The sequence below is a fragment of the Pseudomonas sp. PICF141 genome, assembly GCF_002286815.1.
Lineage (GTDB): Bacteria > Pseudomonadota > Gammaproteobacteria > Pseudomonadales > Pseudomonadaceae > Aquipseudomonas.
In genome coordinates, this window is record NZ_MUNM01000088.1 from 1 (window position 1) to 15,267 (window position 15,267).

The 15,267-nt window shown below is 59.2% G+C and carries 15 protein-coding genes; 5 read left to right on the forward strand and 10 right to left on the reverse strand.

The window, feature by feature from the left end:
- Together BZL43_RS26415 and BZL43_RS26420 are read right to left on the reverse strand one after the other, a co-directional pair.
- Positions 1–407: DUF6691 family protein (locus BZL43_RS26415; RefSeq protein WP_095634996.1), on the reverse strand; the 407-nt coding region annotated here is incomplete at its 3' end.
- A gap of 2 nt (positions 408–409) precedes the next feature.
- Positions 410–844, reverse strand: coding sequence for a YeeE/YedE family protein (locus BZL43_RS26420; RefSeq protein ID WP_095634997.1), 435 nt, complete (start codon positions 842–844; stop codon positions 410–412).
- Positions 845–984: 140 nt separating this feature from the next.
- Here BZL43_RS26420 and BZL43_RS26425 point away from each other — a divergent pair, with 140 nt between their 5' ends.
- The 4 genes from BZL43_RS26425 to BZL43_RS26440 all read left to right on the forward strand — a co-directional run bounded on the left by BZL43_RS26425 (position 985) and on the right by BZL43_RS26440 (position 4,459).
- On the forward strand, positions 985–1,419 hold the full coding sequence (locus BZL43_RS26425; RefSeq protein WP_095634998.1) for a carboxymuconolactone decarboxylase family protein: 435 nt from the start codon (positions 985–987) through the stop codon (positions 1,417–1,419).
- Between the two features lie 3 nt (positions 1,420–1,422).
- Entirely contained in the window at positions 1,423–2,316 is an 894-nt protein-coding gene (sigJ, locus tag BZL43_RS26430) for an RNA polymerase sigma factor SigJ (RefSeq protein WP_095634999.1), read from the forward strand.
- Positions 2,317–2,520: 204 nt separating this feature from the next.
- Entirely contained in the window at positions 2,521–4,017 is a 1,497-nt protein-coding gene (locus tag BZL43_RS26435) for a helix-turn-helix transcriptional regulator (RefSeq protein WP_095635000.1), read from the forward strand.
- Positions 4,018–4,210: 193 nt separating this feature from the next.
- Positions 4,211–4,459 (forward strand): DUF1652 domain-containing protein, encoded by a 249-nt coding sequence (locus tag BZL43_RS26440; protein WP_095635001.1) that lies wholly within the window; start codon positions 4,211–4,213, stop codon positions 4,457–4,459.
- 434 nt (positions 4,460–4,893) lie between these two features.
- Here BZL43_RS26440 and BZL43_RS26445 read toward each other — a convergent pair whose 3' ends face one another.
- The 3 genes from BZL43_RS26445 to BZL43_RS26455 all read right to left on the reverse strand — a co-directional run bounded on the left by BZL43_RS26445 (position 4,894) and on the right by BZL43_RS26455 (position 8,164).
- The gene (locus BZL43_RS26445) at positions 4,894–6,009 is read right to left on the reverse strand and encodes a Gfo/Idh/MocA family protein (protein WP_095635002.1); all 1,116 of its coding nucleotides are present in this window, start codon (positions 6,007–6,009) and stop codon (positions 4,894–4,896) included.
- A 281-nt stretch (positions 6,010–6,290) separates the two neighbouring features.
- A complete protein-coding gene (locus BZL43_RS26450; RefSeq protein WP_095635003.1) occupies positions 6,291–7,058 on the reverse strand; it encodes an SDR family oxidoreductase in 768 nt (255 codons plus the stop codon).
- A 38-nt stretch (positions 7,059–7,096) separates the two neighbouring features.
- Positions 7,097–8,164, reverse strand: coding sequence for a phosphotransferase family protein (locus tag BZL43_RS26455; protein ID WP_095635004.1), 1,068 nt, complete (start codon positions 8,162–8,164; stop codon positions 7,097–7,099).
- A 187-nt stretch (positions 8,165–8,351) separates the two neighbouring features.
- On the opposite strand from BZL43_RS26455, the gene BZL43_RS26460 reads away from it, so the two are divergent.
- On the forward strand, positions 8,352–8,747 hold the full coding sequence (locus BZL43_RS26460) for a DUF4280 domain-containing protein (RefSeq protein ID WP_095635005.1): 396 nt from the start codon (positions 8,352–8,354) through the stop codon (positions 8,745–8,747).
- Between the two features lie 170 nt (positions 8,748–8,917).
- Here BZL43_RS26460 and BZL43_RS26465 read toward each other — a convergent pair whose 3' ends face one another.
- From BZL43_RS26465 to tssH, 5 genes are all read right to left on the reverse strand, one after another.
- Positions 8,918–9,460, reverse strand: a complete 543-nt coding sequence (locus tag BZL43_RS26465) for a toxin-antitoxin system YwqK family antitoxin (protein ID WP_095635006.1) — start codon at positions 9,458–9,460, stop codon at positions 8,918–8,920.
- Between the two features lie 12 nt (positions 9,461–9,472).
- The gene (tssI, locus tag BZL43_RS26470; protein WP_095635007.1) at positions 9,473–11,482 is read right to left on the reverse strand and encodes a type VI secretion system tip protein VgrG; all 2,010 of its coding nucleotides are present in this window, start codon (positions 11,480–11,482) and stop codon (positions 9,473–9,475) included.
- A gap of 106 nt (positions 11,483–11,588) precedes the next feature.
- Positions 11,589–12,143: a hypothetical protein gene (locus BZL43_RS26475; RefSeq protein WP_095635008.1), complete on the reverse strand. Its 555-nt coding sequence runs from the start codon at positions 12,141–12,143 to the stop codon at positions 11,589–11,591.
- Positions 12,144–12,243: 100 nt separating this feature from the next.
- Positions 12,244–12,675: a hypothetical protein gene (locus BZL43_RS26480; RefSeq protein WP_143517901.1), complete on the reverse strand. Its 432-nt coding sequence runs from the start codon at positions 12,673–12,675 to the stop codon at positions 12,244–12,246.
- 45 nt (positions 12,676–12,720) lie between these two features.
- Positions 12,721–15,267, reverse strand: coding sequence for a type VI secretion system ATPase TssH (gene tssH / locus BZL43_RS26485; protein ID WP_095635010.1), 2,547 nt, complete (start codon positions 15,265–15,267; stop codon positions 12,721–12,723).

Below are 15,267 nucleotides of genomic sequence, written 5' to 3' on the forward strand. Positions count from 1 at the left end.
CGGGTTTGCAATGCTTTGAACATCAGCATCCCCGCCAGCATGGCGATGACGAATATCCAGGCCTGCCAATGCCCCGTGGGTAGCAACACCAGCGCCGGGCCGGGGCAGATGCCGGCAATGCCCCAACCGACTCCGAAGAGCAGGCTGCCCCCGATCAGACGCCGATCCAGTTCTCGGCTGATGGGCAACTGCATAGGCGCCCCCAGCAAGGACCTCGGCTGTTTCATGGCCCAATGAAACGGCCCCCAGGCCACGGCAATGGCCCCGATCATGACCAGCGCGAGGGATGGATCCCACACACCGGCAATGTCCAGGAAACCCAGCACTTTGGCCGGGTTTGCCATGCCAGCCAGCAACAGGCCGATGCCAAACAGCAGGCCAGCGAGGAATGCGATCAGTTTGCGCATGTTCAAAACCCCAGCAAATGACGCAGGACGAACACCGTCACGAAACCGGCGAACATGAAGCTCAATGTCGCCGCAATGGAGCGTGGCGACAGTCGCGAGATACCGCACACGCCGTGGCCACTGGTGCAGCCGGAGCCATAACGAGTGCCGACGCCGACGCACAATCCGGCGACGATCAGGCCCAGGGTACCGGTTTTGAATTCGATGGCCGGCCACACATGAAACAAAGCCCACAACAACGGTGCCGCCAATAGTCCGAGCAGGAACAGGGCTTTTTCGCCCCGTCCCGAATCATTGCGCTCAAACAGGCTGCCGATCAGCCCGCTGATTCCGGCCACCCGTCCGTTGGCCACAACCATGACGCTGGCCGCCAGACCGATCAGTACACCTCCGGCTAAAGCGGACCACGGGGTGAAGTGAAGCGAATCAAGCATCATGGCAACTCTCCAGACGGGCAAAGAACGGCACTAAACCACTCTTTTTTGTTTGAGCATAGGGCTGCTTTTGGGTACCCGCGTCACAAAACCGAATCCTCAATCGTCATCCTGTTGAATCCCTCAAATTACGGAGCAACACGATGTCGTCCAACACCCAACCGGTCAATCTGCTGCAGTCCATTCCTCAGGTTTTCGAAAGCCTGACCCAGGTTCATGCCACCCTTGTCAGACATGACCTGGACCCGACCCTCAAACACCTGCTGCACCTGCGTGCCTCGCAGATTAACCAATGCGGTTTCTGCGTGAAGATGCACACCCGCGAGGCGCGCGAGGCCAATGAAACCAACGAGCGCCTGGATCGCCTGATTGTCTGGCGCCATGTCAGCGATTTCAGCGCCTCGGAACGCGCAGCACTGGCCTGGACCGAAGCCCTGACCGTACTCGATGAGAAGACCGATTACGCCAGCCTGCGCGGCGACTTGCGCGAGCATTTCAACGACGCGCAGATCGGTGCCTTGACGGCCGAGATCGGCATGATCAACCTGTGGAACCGTTTGCAGGTGTCGAGGCACTGATCGATGAACTCCGCTGAAAACGCCGCCGCTGTATTCGAGCAGCGCCGGCCCTTTTTGCTTGGTCTGGCGTATCGCATTCTCGGCTCGCGCACCGAAGCCGAGGATGTGGTGCAAGAGCTGTTCATCAAATGGCTGGAGGCCGATTGGGCTTCCATTGCCACGCCAGCCGCCTGGCTCACCACAGCCTGCACCCGGCACTGCATTGACCTGCTGCGCTCGGCGCACACGTCACGAGTCGACTACATCGGCACCTGGCTGCCAGAGCCGATTCACACTACCCACCAGCATTCACCCGAACACATGCATGAACTGGCCTCGTCTTTGTCCACCGCGCTCCTGCTCTTGCTGGAACGGCTGACACCCAAGGAACGCGCCGCGTACCTGCTCTACGAAATTTTCGACATGGATTACGTGCAAGTGGCCGAGGCGATTGGGGTCCAGGAAGCGGCTTGTCGCAAACTGGTGTCCCGGGCCAAGGCTGGCCTGGGGAGCGGGCAAATCCGCTATCAGCCGGAGCTGGCGCGTCAGGATCAATTGCTGAGCGCCTTTCACAGCGCCATCGCCAGTGGCTCAACCGCATCCCTGACCGCGCTGCTGGCCGAAGACGTCGAACTCTACGCCGACGGCGGCGGCAAGGCCTCGGCCATCCGCGAAACCCTTTTGGGCACCAACAGTGTGCTGGATTTCATCGGTCAGTCGCTGCATGCCTACTGGCAGACGTATGAATGGCTGCCCACGCAAATCAATGGCGCTCAAGGCGTGATCATCAAAGCTGACGGCGAACTCGTCGCGTCGCTGAGTTTTGGTTTTGACGCAGCGGGGCAGGTGAACCGGATTTTCATCATGCGTAATCCGGATAAGTTGGCGGGGTTGGAGGATTTGTTGGATGTGCAGTGATGCAGTGAAGCATCGTTGCCAACTGATCAACCGGGTACACCCGCGATCACGCGGATACATGCAACCCCTGTAGGAGCTGGCGAAGCCTGCGATCTTTTTATCTTGTGGTCCCGGCACCCGCTTGATTCGCACTATCAGAGCCCCCAGCGGTCGTAATCTTCACAGGGCCGCGCGTAACTGCGCCCCCGCAACCGTGGAGCTCCAATGAGCCAGGACGTCCTGACCACCGAAACCAATCGCCGCCAGTTGCAGCAGATCATTGCCGGTCTGTCCGACGGGGTGATTCTGCTGGAGCTCGACCAGACGATCCTGTGGGCCAATGACGCCGCGCTGACCATGCACGGGGTCAGCCGGATCGGTGAGCTGGGCGCCAATGCCAAGGAATATGCGAAGCGGTTTGCCTTGCGCTATCGCAACCATCATCCGGTTGCGCCGCAGAATTATCCGATCAGCCGCGTTGCCCGCGGCGAGGTGTTCAGCGAAGTACTGGTTGAATTGACGCCAGTCGAAAACGACGAACGCACCTGGGTTCACAGTGTGCGCAGCATGGTACTGACCGACCGCGTCGGCGAGCCGGAGTCGTTGGTGCTGATCATGAATGACGTCACCGAATGGGCCAGCGCCGAGCAACGTTTCGAAAAGACCTTCAATGCCAACCCGGCCCCGGCGGTGATCTGTCGCCTCAGCGATTTGCGCTACATCAAAGTCAATCAGGGCTTCCTGGAAATGACCGGTTATGCCCGTGAGCAAGTAATCGGCGCTTCGACCTATGAACTGGATGTGCTGGAGCGGGCTGAAAACAAGGAACTGGCCAAGCAGCGTTTGCGTGAGGGGGCAACCATTGCGCAAATGCAGGCCGAACTGCAATTGCCCGACGGTGGCAGCAAACAGGTGATCGTTGCCGGGCAACCACTGGAGCTCAACGACGAAGCTTGCATGCTGTTTTCCTTCGTCGACATGGAGCTGCGGCACAAGGCTGAAATTGCCCTGCGCCAGAGTGAGGAACGGTTTGCCAAAGCCTTTCGCCTCACCCCGGTGCCGATCCTGATATGCAGCGCCAACGATCAAGTGGTAATGGATGTAAACGAAGCCTTTCTCGATACCCTCGCGTGCCCGAGTGAAGAGGTGCTCGGCAAAACCGTGGCGCAGCTTGGTTTCATCGATGATGCAGGCGCTCGCACGCAATTGTTTGCGGCCCTTCAGAAAAACGGCAGCGTGGATCGCGTCGATGTCCGAGTGCGCAGGACAGAGGCCGGGCTGATCGATTGCGCAATCTCGGCAGACACCGTGAAGATTCAGGACAGTCTTTGCTACCTGCTGGTGTTGATGGACATCACGGAGCGTAAACGCACCGAGCTGGAATTGGTGTCGGCCATTGAAGAGGTGATGAAAGATGCCTCCTGGTTCAGCCGCACGCTGATCGAAAAACTCGCCAACGTGAAGAATGTCAATTCACCGCAGTTGCCCACGGTGTCGTTCACCCAACTGACCGCGCGAGAGCGCGATGTGCTCGGTTTGATCTGCGAAGGCCTGGCCGACAAGGAAATCGCCGCACGCCTGAAACTGGCGCCTAATACGGTGCGCAATCATGTTTCGACGGTGTATTCCAAACTCGACGTGCACAGCCGCAGCGAAGCGATTGTATGGGCTCGCGAACGGGGTCTGTTCTCCAGCGAGAGACAGCCCAAGGGGCAACGTTAAGATGCAAATGCACTAGTTGGAATGGTGCATTTTGATGTTCTGCTCAGGGGCTGGTTTTTTTAGGCTGTGAAGGGGCGATACGTGGCTTCGGGTCGGTATCGCATCTTTTTCGATGCAGCTAAAGGAACAGCCACATGGGTGCGAACAGTTCAAGCGTGGAGTCGATTTCAGGTCGTGGCCAAGGTGAATCGGGATGAATCATCTGGCGCAATTGCGTACGCAACTGGAGCAGAGTTTTTCGCCGTTGGCCTGTGAGTGCGCGCTCACCGGGGATAATTCGTTGACAGTGAAGCTTTATCATCGGGAGACGGGGCAGGTGGATCTGGTGGTCAGCGGCTTGAACATGGCGACTCTCAGGACGCCGGAGGCGGTGACGGCGTTGATTGAAGAGTTGCAGTACGAGCTTGAGAGCATTGGCCTGCATCGGTCCAGTGCGTTGTAGGCGCAGGCTTGTTTCCCGCTGCTTTTCCTGGCATTGGCGGCTGGCTGGGCTATAAGGAATGCGAGGTATTTCTTTTCTGTGACGGGGTCGCCTTTGTGCGGTGTGGTTTTTGTGTCGCGGAAAATGTCGATTACTTACCGCGGGTCAGCCTATGAACAGTCTTGGGATACGTATTTTTTCGCCACTGTCACTCTTACTCTGCGCGGCAATTCTGGGTGGTTGCGCGAGTCCGCCGCCACCGCCACCCGCTGCGCCACCACCGCCACCGGTTCGCACCTGTCAGACCTCCGAAAACACCGATGTACAGGGCGACATGAGGGCTGAAGGTCAGGTGACGAGGACCACGACTCTCACCCGTTGCGTCACTCAGTAAGCAATGGCGTGTACCGCCAGTTGCCTATTGCGCGACTGGCGTGTGTGACCCGAGCGGCGATTCAGACTTCCTCGATCCTGACCCACCGCGACTCGCGTGCCGCCAGGCGAATCGCGGTTGCCAGGCGTTCGACTTCCCACGCTTGCTCGAAATCCGTCCCGTTCTGACCGAGGCCCGCCAGCGCCATCACCAACTCATGCACTTCCAGAGTCTTGAGTTCGTTGTAACCCAACTGATGCCCCGGCGCCGGGCTGAAAGCGGCATAACCCGGTAGATCCGGCCCTGCCAGCAGCCGTTGGAAACCACCTTGCCCTGCGCGATACATCCGCAGTTCGTTCAAGCGTTCCTGATCGAACGCCAAAGTGCCCCGGGTGCCGCTGATTTCAAAACTCAGGTGATTCTTGTAACCGTGTTTGAGCCAACTGCTGCTGAACGTCCCGCACACGCCGTTGGCGAACCGTAGCAACGCGTGGACCTGATCGTCGACCGCGACCTCGCGTCGTTCCTGGCCACCTAACGTAACGGGGCGTTGCGCATGCACGGTCTGGGTGTTCGCGCACACCGCCTCGATTTCGCCCAGCAGATGACGGGCCATGGCCAGCAAGTGACTGCCCAGGTCCGCCAAGGCACCGCCTGCGTAATCAGCGTCACAACGCCAGGACCAGGGTGAAGCGGGATCGGCCATGAAGTCTTCGCTGAATTCGCCCTGGAAACTGATGATCTGTCCCAACGCTCCGCTTTGAATCAAATCCCGAGCGAGGCCGATGATCGGGTTGTGTTGATAGTTGTAGCCGACCCGCGTCACCACGCCCGCGGCTTTAGCGGCCAGACGCATGGCGCTGGCCTGTTCGAGGTTCACCGCCAGCGGCTTCTCGCAATACACCGGCTTGCCGGCGGCGAGGGCGGCCATGGCCATGGGGTAGTGCAGATGATTGGGGGTGGTGATGGCGATCAGATTGACCTTGGGGTCATTGATCAGCTGTTGCCAGTCGCTGTGGGCGGCATCGAAGCCCCACGCGTCGGCGCAATGTCGGGCGCGCTGCGGATCGGCGTCGGCGAGGGCGGCGAGATTGAGCTTCAGCGGCAATTCAAAAACGGCGCTGACATTACGAAAGGCCAAGGCGTGGGCGCGGCCCATGAAACCTGTGCCGATAAGTCCGATACCGAGTTCGCGCATAGCCGAGTCCTTTGGATTTTTATTTTCAGGAGGGCTATTTATGGAATAAATATTCCCAATATGCAAATCATGGAATAAATATTCTTGTGTTGGCTCCGGCACTGCCTGATCCCACTGTAGGAGCTGCCGAAGGCTGCGATCTTTTGATCTTTAACGATTCAACTGACGCCATAGATCAAAAGATCGCAGCCTTCGGCAGCTCCTACACGGGGTTGGTGTGCTCACGTGAGAAGCAAAAAAGGCAGCCATTTGGCTGCCTTCGGTTTACTCGCAGAACCCAGTCAGGACAAAAACCCACCATCCACATTCAACGAAACCCCAGTCGTGTAGCTCGACGCCTCACTGGCCAGGTACAGCACCGCGCCAGCCATTTCACTCGGGTCCGCTACACGCTTGAGCGGAATCTGCTGCAGCGCCGTTTGCAATATGGCGTCGTTTTTCACCAGCGCCGAAGCGAACTTGGTGTCGGTCAGACCCGGCAGCAGGGCATTGCAACGGATGCCGAATGGCGCGCATTCCTTGGCGAAGACTTTGGTCATGTTGATCACCGCTGCCTTGGTCACCGAGTAGATGCCCTGGAAGATCCCCGGCGAAACACCATTGATCGAGGCGACGTTGATGATGCTGCCGCCGCCGTGTTCGCGCATCAGCTTGCCGGCTTCCACCGACATGAAGAAGTAGCCGCGAATGTTCACGTCGACGGTTTTCTGGAAGGCGCTGAGGTCGGTGTCCAGTACGTTGCAGAACTGCGGGTTGGTCGCCGCGTTATTGACCAGAATGTCCAGGCGCCCGAACTGTTCGCGGATGCCGGCGAAGACCTGGGTGATCTGTTCCATTTCACCAATGTGGCAAGCGATGGCGGTCGCTTTGCCGCCGGCGGCGATGATCGCATCGGCGACGTGCTGACAACCGTCGAGCTTGCGGCTCGAAACGATGACATGGGCGCCTTGTTGCGCCAGCAGTTTGGCGATGGCTTCACCGATGCCACGGCTGGCGCCGGAGACGAAAGCGATCTTGCCGTCGAGGTCGAACAACTGAGTCTTGGACATGATTTTTCCTTGTTATTGGGCCCGATCAGCGGCCGTGATCAGAGACTGGATTTATCAATGACTTGCAGGCTCATCTGCTCCAGCAGTTTGTTCATGTGAATGAACTGTGCGAAGCGTTTGTCCTGGGTCTGACCATGGAAGAAGCGGTAGTAGATCTGCTGCACGATGCCGGCCAGACGGAACAGGCCGTAGGTGTAGTAGAAGTCGAAATTGTCGATCTGGATGCCCGCGCGTTCGGCGTAGTAATCGACGAACTCACGGCGGGTCAGCATGCCGGGAGCGTGGCTCGGCTGACGGCGCATCAATTGCACCGGCGCCGGGTCGCCGGCTTCGATCCAGTAGGCGAGGGTGTTGCCCAGGTCCATCAGCGGGTCGCCGAGGGTGGTCAGCTCCCAATCCAGCACACCGATGATCTGCATCGGGTTCTCGGGGTCGAGAATCACGTTGTCGAAGCGGTAATCGTTGTGGACGATGCTCGATGTCGGGTGATCGGCCGGCATCTTGTCATTGAGCCAGGCCTTCACCGCTTCCCACTTCGGTGCATCCGGGGTCAGGGCTTTTTCGTAGCGCTCGCTCCAGCCTTTGATTTGCCGCGCGACATAACCTTCGGGCTTGCCGAGGTCGCCCAGGCCACAGGCCTTGTAATCGACCCGGTGCAGTTCCACAAATTTGTCGATAAAGCTTTTGCACAGGGCTTCGGTCTTCGCAGAATCAAGGCCCAGTTCCGGTGGCAGTTCGGAGCGCAGGATGATGCCCTTGACCCGTTCCATCACATAAAACTCGGCGCCGATCACTGACTCGTCGGTGCAGTGCACATAGGCTTTGGGGCAATAGGGAAAGCCATCTCGCAGCTGATTGAGAATGCGAAACTCGCGGCCCATGTCGTGGGCGGACTTGGCCTTGTGACCGAACGGTGGCCGACGCAGGACGAATTCCTGTTCGGGGTATTCCAGCAGGTAAGTCAGGTTCGACGCACCGCCCGGAAACTGGCTGATTTTCGGCAAGCCGCTCAGGCCCGGAATGTGCGCCTTGAGGTATGGATCGATCAGGCTGGCATCGAGTTCTTCGCCGGAGCGGATACGGGTGGACTGGTCAGTAAGCGCCATGCTTATCCCTTCTGCTTATTTTGGAGGCCAGACATCATTGGCTAATCTAATGGTGCGCCGGGATGGCCACAAGCGCGGCACGGTCTTATAGGTTAGCGTGTTGCCGGACAATCAGCGTTCCTGATGTGCGCGAACCGGCTCGGCGGACTATGGTTCAGGGAAGTCGCTTCCAGGAAGGAGATTCGACATGGGCTGTCCGCAAGTTTGCGCCACCGCGACCCTGCAATGCAGTTTCGGCGCGGCACCGGCGGTACTCAACGTGCTGCCGGTGAATCGCACGCTGACCGGGGGCATGCCGGCGGCGAACATCATGGATCACATCCCGTTGGTGAACATCATGCCGTTCGGTACATGCATGAGCATGGCCAATCCCATGGTTGCGGCCGCCACCGCCGCGGCGCTTGGCGTATTGACGCCGATGCCCTGCATTCCGGCCACCGCCACCCCGTGGATCCCCGGCGGCGCGCCGACCCTGCTGCTGGGCGGCATGCCGGCCATCGATGCCAACAGCACCCTGATGTGCAACTGGGCAGGGGTAATAAAAATCGTGATGCCGGGGCAAATGCAGATGCTCATTCCCTGACCGCAAACAATCCTTGTAGCAGCTGTCGAGCCCCAGGCGAGGCTGCGTTCGGCTGCGGAGCAGTCGTAAAACCAGAGATTGCGGTGCGTCAGGCAGACCGCATTAGCCGGGTTCACGACTGCTCCGCAGCCGAACGCAGCCTCGCTGGGGCTCGACAGCTGCTACAGGGGTCAGGTCTGCTCGGGATAACTCCAGCGCCTGAACCACCAGCGAATCCTGGAAATCGGCTTGCCCTCGGCATCCAGCGGTCGCCCATCGCTGGCAAAACCCTGTTCCGGTTCGAGCAACTGACCATTGAGGTATCGAGCCTCGACGGCGGGTTTGCCGTTGGGATGAAAGCGCTGATACCGCCCCTCGCGCACACCATCGCGGTAAAACTCCGCCTCCGCCAGTTGCCCGTCGGGAAAGTAATTGAACGCCTCCCCATGCAGCAGCCCTCGGCGGTAGGTCGCCTTGCGCTGCAACCAGCCTTGCGGCGCATAGAAACTCGCGACCCCCTGCAGCTTGTCCCGGACAAACGGCAACTGCGCCGAGACCTTGCCGTTAGGGTGATAGAGCAGGGTAGTGCCCTGCAGTTCGCCCTGGCTGTAGTGCAAATCGGCCTGCGCGCGCCCGTCATCCTTGATGTGCAACGCACCGTCGAGCTGGCCATCGAGCAAGCGACCTTTGAGCTGTTTATCGTTCTGCTGCAAATCCAGCGGCGTGATGGCCATGGGTTCTCCTTGTCAGTTGACCTGCACCAGACCACCCTTGATCGTCAGCATGCCGCCACCGTCCACGGTCTGCGACGCGGCGCCTTTGTTGGTCAGGCTGATCCCGGCATCGTTGGTCATGGTCGTGCCCGCCTTGTTCTCCAACGAAGTGCCGGCCTGATTGCTCAGGGACGTACCGGCCTTTTGGCTGATCGAGGTGCTGGCCTCGGCCGCCAGATCCGCGCCACTCTTGATCGCAAAACTGCCACCGCTTTGCAGGGTCAGGGTACCGGTCACCTTGATGGTCAAATTGCCGTCCACCGTCAGGCTGTAATCGCCGGTGACCTTGTGCGTGTAGTTGCCACCGGTGCTATGGGTCTGGTCCGCGCCCACGGTCACCGTGCGACTGTCCTTCACATCCAGAGTGTCGCTGCCCGTCTGAATGGTCACGCTGCGTTTGCCTTTCTCCAGGGTCACGGTCTCGTCGCCTTCTTTCACCGTGCGAGTGCGGGCGTTCTGTACGGTCAGGGTTTCGTCATGGCCGACCGTGGCGGTGGTGTCGTTGAGCACATTGATCTTCAGATCTTTCTGCGCCTGCAGAAACACTTCTTCAGCGTCCTTCTTGTCCTCGAATCGCAGCTCGTTGAAACCGCCACCGCCTTTGGACGATTGAGTCTTGATCCCGGACTGGGTCTGATTCGCTGGCAACGCATAGGGCAGGGCATTGTCGCCGTTGTAGACGCAACCGGTCACCAGCGGCCGATCCGGATCGCCATCGATAAACGTCACGATCACTTCCTGGCCGATCCGTGGCACGAACTGCATGCCAAAACCCTTGCCGCTCCAGGGCAACACCACCCGCACCCAGCAGGAACTGGCTTCGTCGTTCTTGCCATCGCGATCCCACGGGAACTGCAACTTGATCCGGCCGTATTCGTCGGTCCAGATTTCTTCGCCGGACTTGCCGACGACGATGGCGGTTTGCGTGTGCATTCGCGGCTTGGGTGTGGTTCTCACCGGGCGAAAAGGTGTGGCCTTGGGGATGGCTTCGAAGCGATTGCGATAGTTGTCATGGCTGGCTTCGTGAGTCACCGCCGTTACCACCCAATCGATATTCAACGTCGAATCATCGTGCCCTGCGAGCGTGAACCAGTGCCCGGGCACCAGCCAGCGGCAGTCGCTTTCGCCGACAAAACGCTTCTCCTGACTGCGCAAGCCGTCGACCCGCTGCTTGGTCAACGCATCACCCCGGGCCTTGGCGTTATAGCCGCCCGGATGCTCGTACATCGAACGCGGCCCGGCCACCGCCTCGGCCTGGCCGTAAAGCGAAGTGGTCGGCGTGGTGAACTCGTAATCCGTTGCCCGGTACACCCCGGCCACCGCCTGCACGCAGACCTGCCCGGAGCGAATGCCGTGCAGTTCTCGCTCACCCAACTGCTGGCCGAGATAGTTCACCTTGGGTCCGTTGGGGATCGGCACAAAGGCATCGTTGCTATCTCCAAGCACCAGTGTGTGCTTGCCGTCCTCGTGGGTGAAAAACCAGAAAATCCCTTCCTCTTCCAGCAACCGTGAAACGAAGGCGAAATCGGTTTCGCCGTACTGCACGCAGTACTCGCGCGGGGTGTAACTGCCGCTGAGTGATAGCTTGAAGTCGGTGAAGGCGTGGGCGTTGAAAATGGTGGTGACGATGTCTGAGGTGCTGAGGTTCTGGAACACCCGGTTGTTGCTGGCCAGGGTCAGCCACCAAAGCCATGGCCGCAGAACAAGCTGATAGCGCTCGGCAGTGGCGTCGGCGGGGAGTTGGCGGATTTCGGCGATCAGCGCGTCCATTGGACGGGTCAGGGCGTCGTTGTGCAGGGTGGCGGTGACGTGGGTGGCGACGGCGGTGGTCAGGGTGAGGGAGGCGCCGTCGTTGAGGCCGTTGAGGGTTTGCGTGCCTAGCGCATTGAGGGCTTCTTCGCCGGACAGCGACTCAGGGTAAAGCGCCGACAGCGAAGTGGCGGTGAGGGAGAGGCTGGTGTTGCTGTCGGTGGTACGGGGCATCGTTTAACCTTGGTTTTTGGTTTTTGGTTATTGAAATGCAGCCGTTGAAAAAAATGTTGGTCAGCCAAACGTGCCAAACTCATTAATCGCATGAACTTCATCGGGCTCAGTCGTTGAGATGGATGCCATTTATCCAATAGCCGTAAGTCATTCCGATCCAGGTCTGGCAGTTTGAACAGGGCGGCTTTAGATGAGGCAGATAATTATGGTGCTTCTTGTAGGGGCCGTCGTCTGGATAGAAAGCCATGAGGAACAGCCGATCTACGCGTTCGTCATAGGCCAAGGCGATAGAGACAGCATTTGCTTCCGCGCAGTTAGCCAAGGGCCTCCGCAATGGGTTGTCGCCGCTACTGATGGCTGGACTGGCAATGTATTCGCTCAATCGATGCAAACGCCGATACGCCATTTCTGTATCGAGTGTTTCGTGTTGTTTTTTTTGTTTATCAAGCCGGGTGATACCTCCTGCTTCTCCGTTGTAGCCGAAGTAATAGACTCCAGAGTCCCGTGAGTAAGCGATGCACAAATCAGCATAGGCCCTGACCCAGACGTTGCCTCTATCATTGGTTTGCTCTTTGGCAGGGTCTTCCGCTCGTTGTTGTGCCGCTATATCGATAACGTGAGCTATAAACTGTTCATCCGAATAGTCACTGTGTATAGGCATTTGCTTTCTCCAAAATAGGAGTAAAACGATCGATTTACTCCGGAAAAGGGGACAGATTTTGAGTAAAAATAAATCTGTCCCCTTTTGGTCCTTTTTGTATTTACCAATAGGCGGTAAAGGCCGGAAGCGTGGGGAAACCGGCGGGTGCATCCGCCACATCGCTGCCCGCGACCATTTTCGCTGTCCCGGCAGTGGTGCCTGGGTAATAGAAGGTGTAGGGCACCGTCACTGTTGCTACGCCCAATTTTTTCTTGTGATCCAGACTGTACGAACCTTCGTCGGCCTGAATATTGATAATGACTTTGCACGTCGCGCTATTGGCGATCAGAAAGTCATGACAGGTTTGACAGGGAAATGCGTTTTGCGCCAGGTAGATAATGTTGGCACCTCCTCTTGCATTGAAGGCCAGCATTTCAGCGTGCTCACAGGGCTTTTTTTTATTTCCCGTTCCATAGGTTGTTTTGTCCTGTTTCCAGGTGGGGGGCGTTTTATTTATAGCCGTTAACGTGTGAAGTACCACTTGAACTGTCATGTCTGCTCTCTCGAAATTCAGTGTTCGAAACAGGGGGCTTTTGACTTATTCCAAAACCCACTCCGCCAACTTCCCCGTCACCTGCGTCATCAACACATTCTCAACATCCCTCGCACCCGCCGCACTGCACTTGGCCAACACCGCCTGCACAATCCCGGCATCGAACTCAAACTGTTTCCCGGTCGCGGCCTTATATCGCCCGCGCAATTTTTCCAGTTTCGCCAGCACAATCCCTTCCAGCGTTGCCTCATCCAGCGGCCGATACGCCACCACCGTCATGCGCGCGAGAAACGCCGGGCGAAACGCTTTCAGCAGCACGTGATGCAGCGCTTCGTTGAAGGCATCGGTGCCCAGTTGCGTGGTCGGCGTATCGAGCAGCAACTCAGCGCCAACGTTGCTGGTGGCGAGCATCACAGTGTTCTTGAAGTCCACCACCAGCCCGGTGCCGTCCTCCATCACGCCTTTGTCGAAAACGTTGTAGAAGGCTTCGAGCACATCCGGGTGTGCCTTTTCTATTTCATCCAGCAGCACCACGGAATAGGGTTTGCGCCGCACCGCTTCGGTGAGCACGCCGCCGCTGCCATAACCGACGTAGCCGGGCGGGGCGCCTTTGAGTTGGCTGACGGTGTGGGCTTCCTGGTATTCAGAAAGGTTGATGCTGATCAGGTTGCGTTCGCCGCCGTAGAGCGCATCGGCCAACGCATAAGCGGTTTCGGTTTTGCCCACGCCTGTAGGGCCGACCAGCAGGAATACGCCGACCGGTTTTTGTGGGTCGGTGAGGCCGGCGCGGTAGGCTTGCAGGCGTTGGGCGATGGTGTTCAGCGCGGTGCTTTGGCCCATGACCCGTTGGCCCATGCGCTGGCCGAGGGTGCGGACGGCGTGGACTTCGTCGGCGAGCATTTTGCCCACCGGGATGCCGGTCCAGCCGGCAATCACGGCGGCGACGGTTTTGGCGTCGACCTGTTCCGGCACCAGCGGATCGTCCTGGCGAATGGCGTCCAGACCGGCCTCCAGGCGTACCAGTTCAGCGGCCAGATGATCGATGCGGCTGTCGGTGGCTTCGTCCGGTTTGTCGTTATCGGCGCGCTCGCTCAAGGTGAGCAGCTCGCGGCGGGTTTGCAGCAGTTCGCGCACGGCAATCCGTTCTTCGTTCCAACGGGTTTCCAGGTCGCGGATGGCTTGCACGTTACCGACGGATTCGGTTTCCAGCAGGGTGATGCGTTCGCGGTGATCGAGCCCGGTGGCTTGTTCGCGACGCAGGCGTTCGACTTCATCCTTGAGGCTGTTCTGGCGATGGCGCAGGCTTTCCAGCGGCGGTGGTACATCGTGCTGACCGAGGGCGACCCGGGCGCAGGCGGTGTCGAGCACGCTGATGGCCTTGTCCGGCAACTGGCGCCCGGAGATGTAGCGATGGGACAGTTTCACCGCTTCGTGAATCGCCGCGTCGAGCACCTGCACGCCGTGGTGCTGTTCCAGTTTCGCGGCCACGCCACGGAGCATTTCCACGGCGGTGGTTTCGTCCGGTTCCTCGACCTGCACCAACTGAAAACGCCGGGCGAGGGCCGGGTCTTTTTCGAAGTATTTTTTGTACTCAAGCCAGGTTGTGGCGGCGAGGGTGCGCAACTCGCCACGGGCCAGCGCTGGCTTGAGCAGATTGGCTGCGTCGCTTCCGCCTTCCGCGCCGCCCGCGCCAATCAGGGTGTGGGCTTCGTCGATAAACAGAATGATCGGTTTGTCGGCGCTGCGTACCGCATCGATCACACCTTTGAGCCGCTGTTCGAACTCGCCTTTGACTCCCGCGCCGGCCTGCAACAAACCGAGGTCGAGTACCCGCAGGCTGACGTCCTGCAGCGACGGCGGTACATCGCCAGCGGCAATGCGCAACGCCAGGCCTTCGACCACGGCCGTCTTGCCCACCCCCGGCGCGCCGACCAGGATCGGGTTGTTTTGCCGACGCCTGAGCAGGATGTCGATGCACTGGCGAATCTCGCCGTCGCGCCCGACAATGGGGTCGATGCGCCCGGCGTGGGCGTCGGCGGTCAGGTCCTGGGTGAACTGATCGAGCACCGAATCCTGTTTCGGCTGCGATCTTCCAGCGGCATTGACAGGCCGCGTGCCGCCGACGTGTTCGCGAGAGTTTTCGGTCCACTCCAGCAGGTTACTGCGCAAGGCTTCCCGCGGAATTTTCAATAGCGACGAGGCGCTATTGAGCAGCAGGCTGCGGCGTTCATCGCGGTCGAGCAAGGCCAGCAGCAGCAAGCCGGACCGGATGCTGTCCAGACCGAGCACACTGGCCTGAACCACCGCGTCTTCGAGCAGGCCGATGGTTTGCGCCGAGAGCGCCGGGGTGCGGGTGCTGCCGGATTTGAACAGTTCCAGGGCCTTGTTGATTTCCGCCGTCAGGGCATCACGCTCCAGGCCAAAGCGCGGCAGCAGCCAGGCGAAGTCACCGCCCTCGATATCCAGTAACTCAAGCAGCAGGTGTTCGATTTCGACGTAATGATGACCCCGTTGCAGGCAGCGTTGCGCGGCGCGTTCGAGGGCGCGGCGGTTGTCCGGGTTGAGGCGTCCGATCAGGCTGGCCAGTTCCAT

Bases quoted from the DNA above. Each gene is read 5' to 3' on its own strand.
- BZL43_RS26420 (WP_095634997.1), bottom strand. From the start codon at position 844: ATGATGCTTGATTCGCTTCACTTCACCCCGTGGTCCGCTTTAGCCGGA.
- BZL43_RS26425 (WP_095634998.1), top strand. From the start codon at position 985: ATGTCGTCCAACACCCAACCGGTCAATCTGCTGCAGTCCATTCCTCAG.
- sigJ (WP_095634999.1), top strand. From the start codon at position 1,423: ATGAACTCCGCTGAAAACGCCGCCGCTGTATTCGAGCAGCGCCGGCCC.
- BZL43_RS26435 (WP_095635000.1), top strand. From the start codon at position 2,521: ATGAGCCAGGACGTCCTGACCACCGAAACCAATCGCCGCCAGTTGCAG.
- BZL43_RS26440 (WP_095635001.1), top strand. From the start codon at position 4,211: ATGAATCATCTGGCGCAATTGCGTACGCAACTGGAGCAGAGTTTTTCG.
- BZL43_RS26445 (WP_095635002.1), bottom strand. From the start codon at position 6,009: ATGCGCGAACTCGGTATCGGACTTATCGGCACAGGTTTCATGGGCCGC.
- BZL43_RS26450 (WP_095635003.1), bottom strand. From the start codon at position 7,058: ATGTCCAAGACTCAGTTGTTCGACCTCGACGGCAAGATCGCTTTCGTC.
- BZL43_RS26455 (WP_095635004.1), bottom strand. From the start codon at position 8,164: ATGGCGCTTACTGACCAGTCCACCCGTATCCGCTCCGGCGAAGAACTC.
- BZL43_RS26460 (WP_095635005.1), top strand. From the start codon at position 8,352: ATGGGCTGTCCGCAAGTTTGCGCCACCGCGACCCTGCAATGCAGTTTC.
- BZL43_RS26465 (WP_095635006.1), bottom strand. From the start codon at position 9,460: ATGGCCATCACGCCGCTGGATTTGCAGCAGAACGATAAACAGCTCAAA.
- tssI (WP_095635007.1), bottom strand. From the start codon at position 11,482: ATGCCCCGTACCACCGACAGCAACACCAGCCTCTCCCTCACCGCCACT.
- BZL43_RS26475 (WP_095635008.1), bottom strand. From the start codon at position 12,143: ATGCCTATACACAGTGACTATTCGGATGAACAGTTTATAGCTCACGTT.
- BZL43_RS26480 (WP_143517901.1), bottom strand. From the start codon at position 12,675: ATGACAGTTCAAGTGGTACTTCACACGTTAACGGCTATAAATAAAACG.
- tssH (WP_095635010.1), bottom strand. From the start codon at position 15,267: ATGGAACTGGCCAGCCTGATCGGACGCCTCAACCCGGACAACCGCCGC.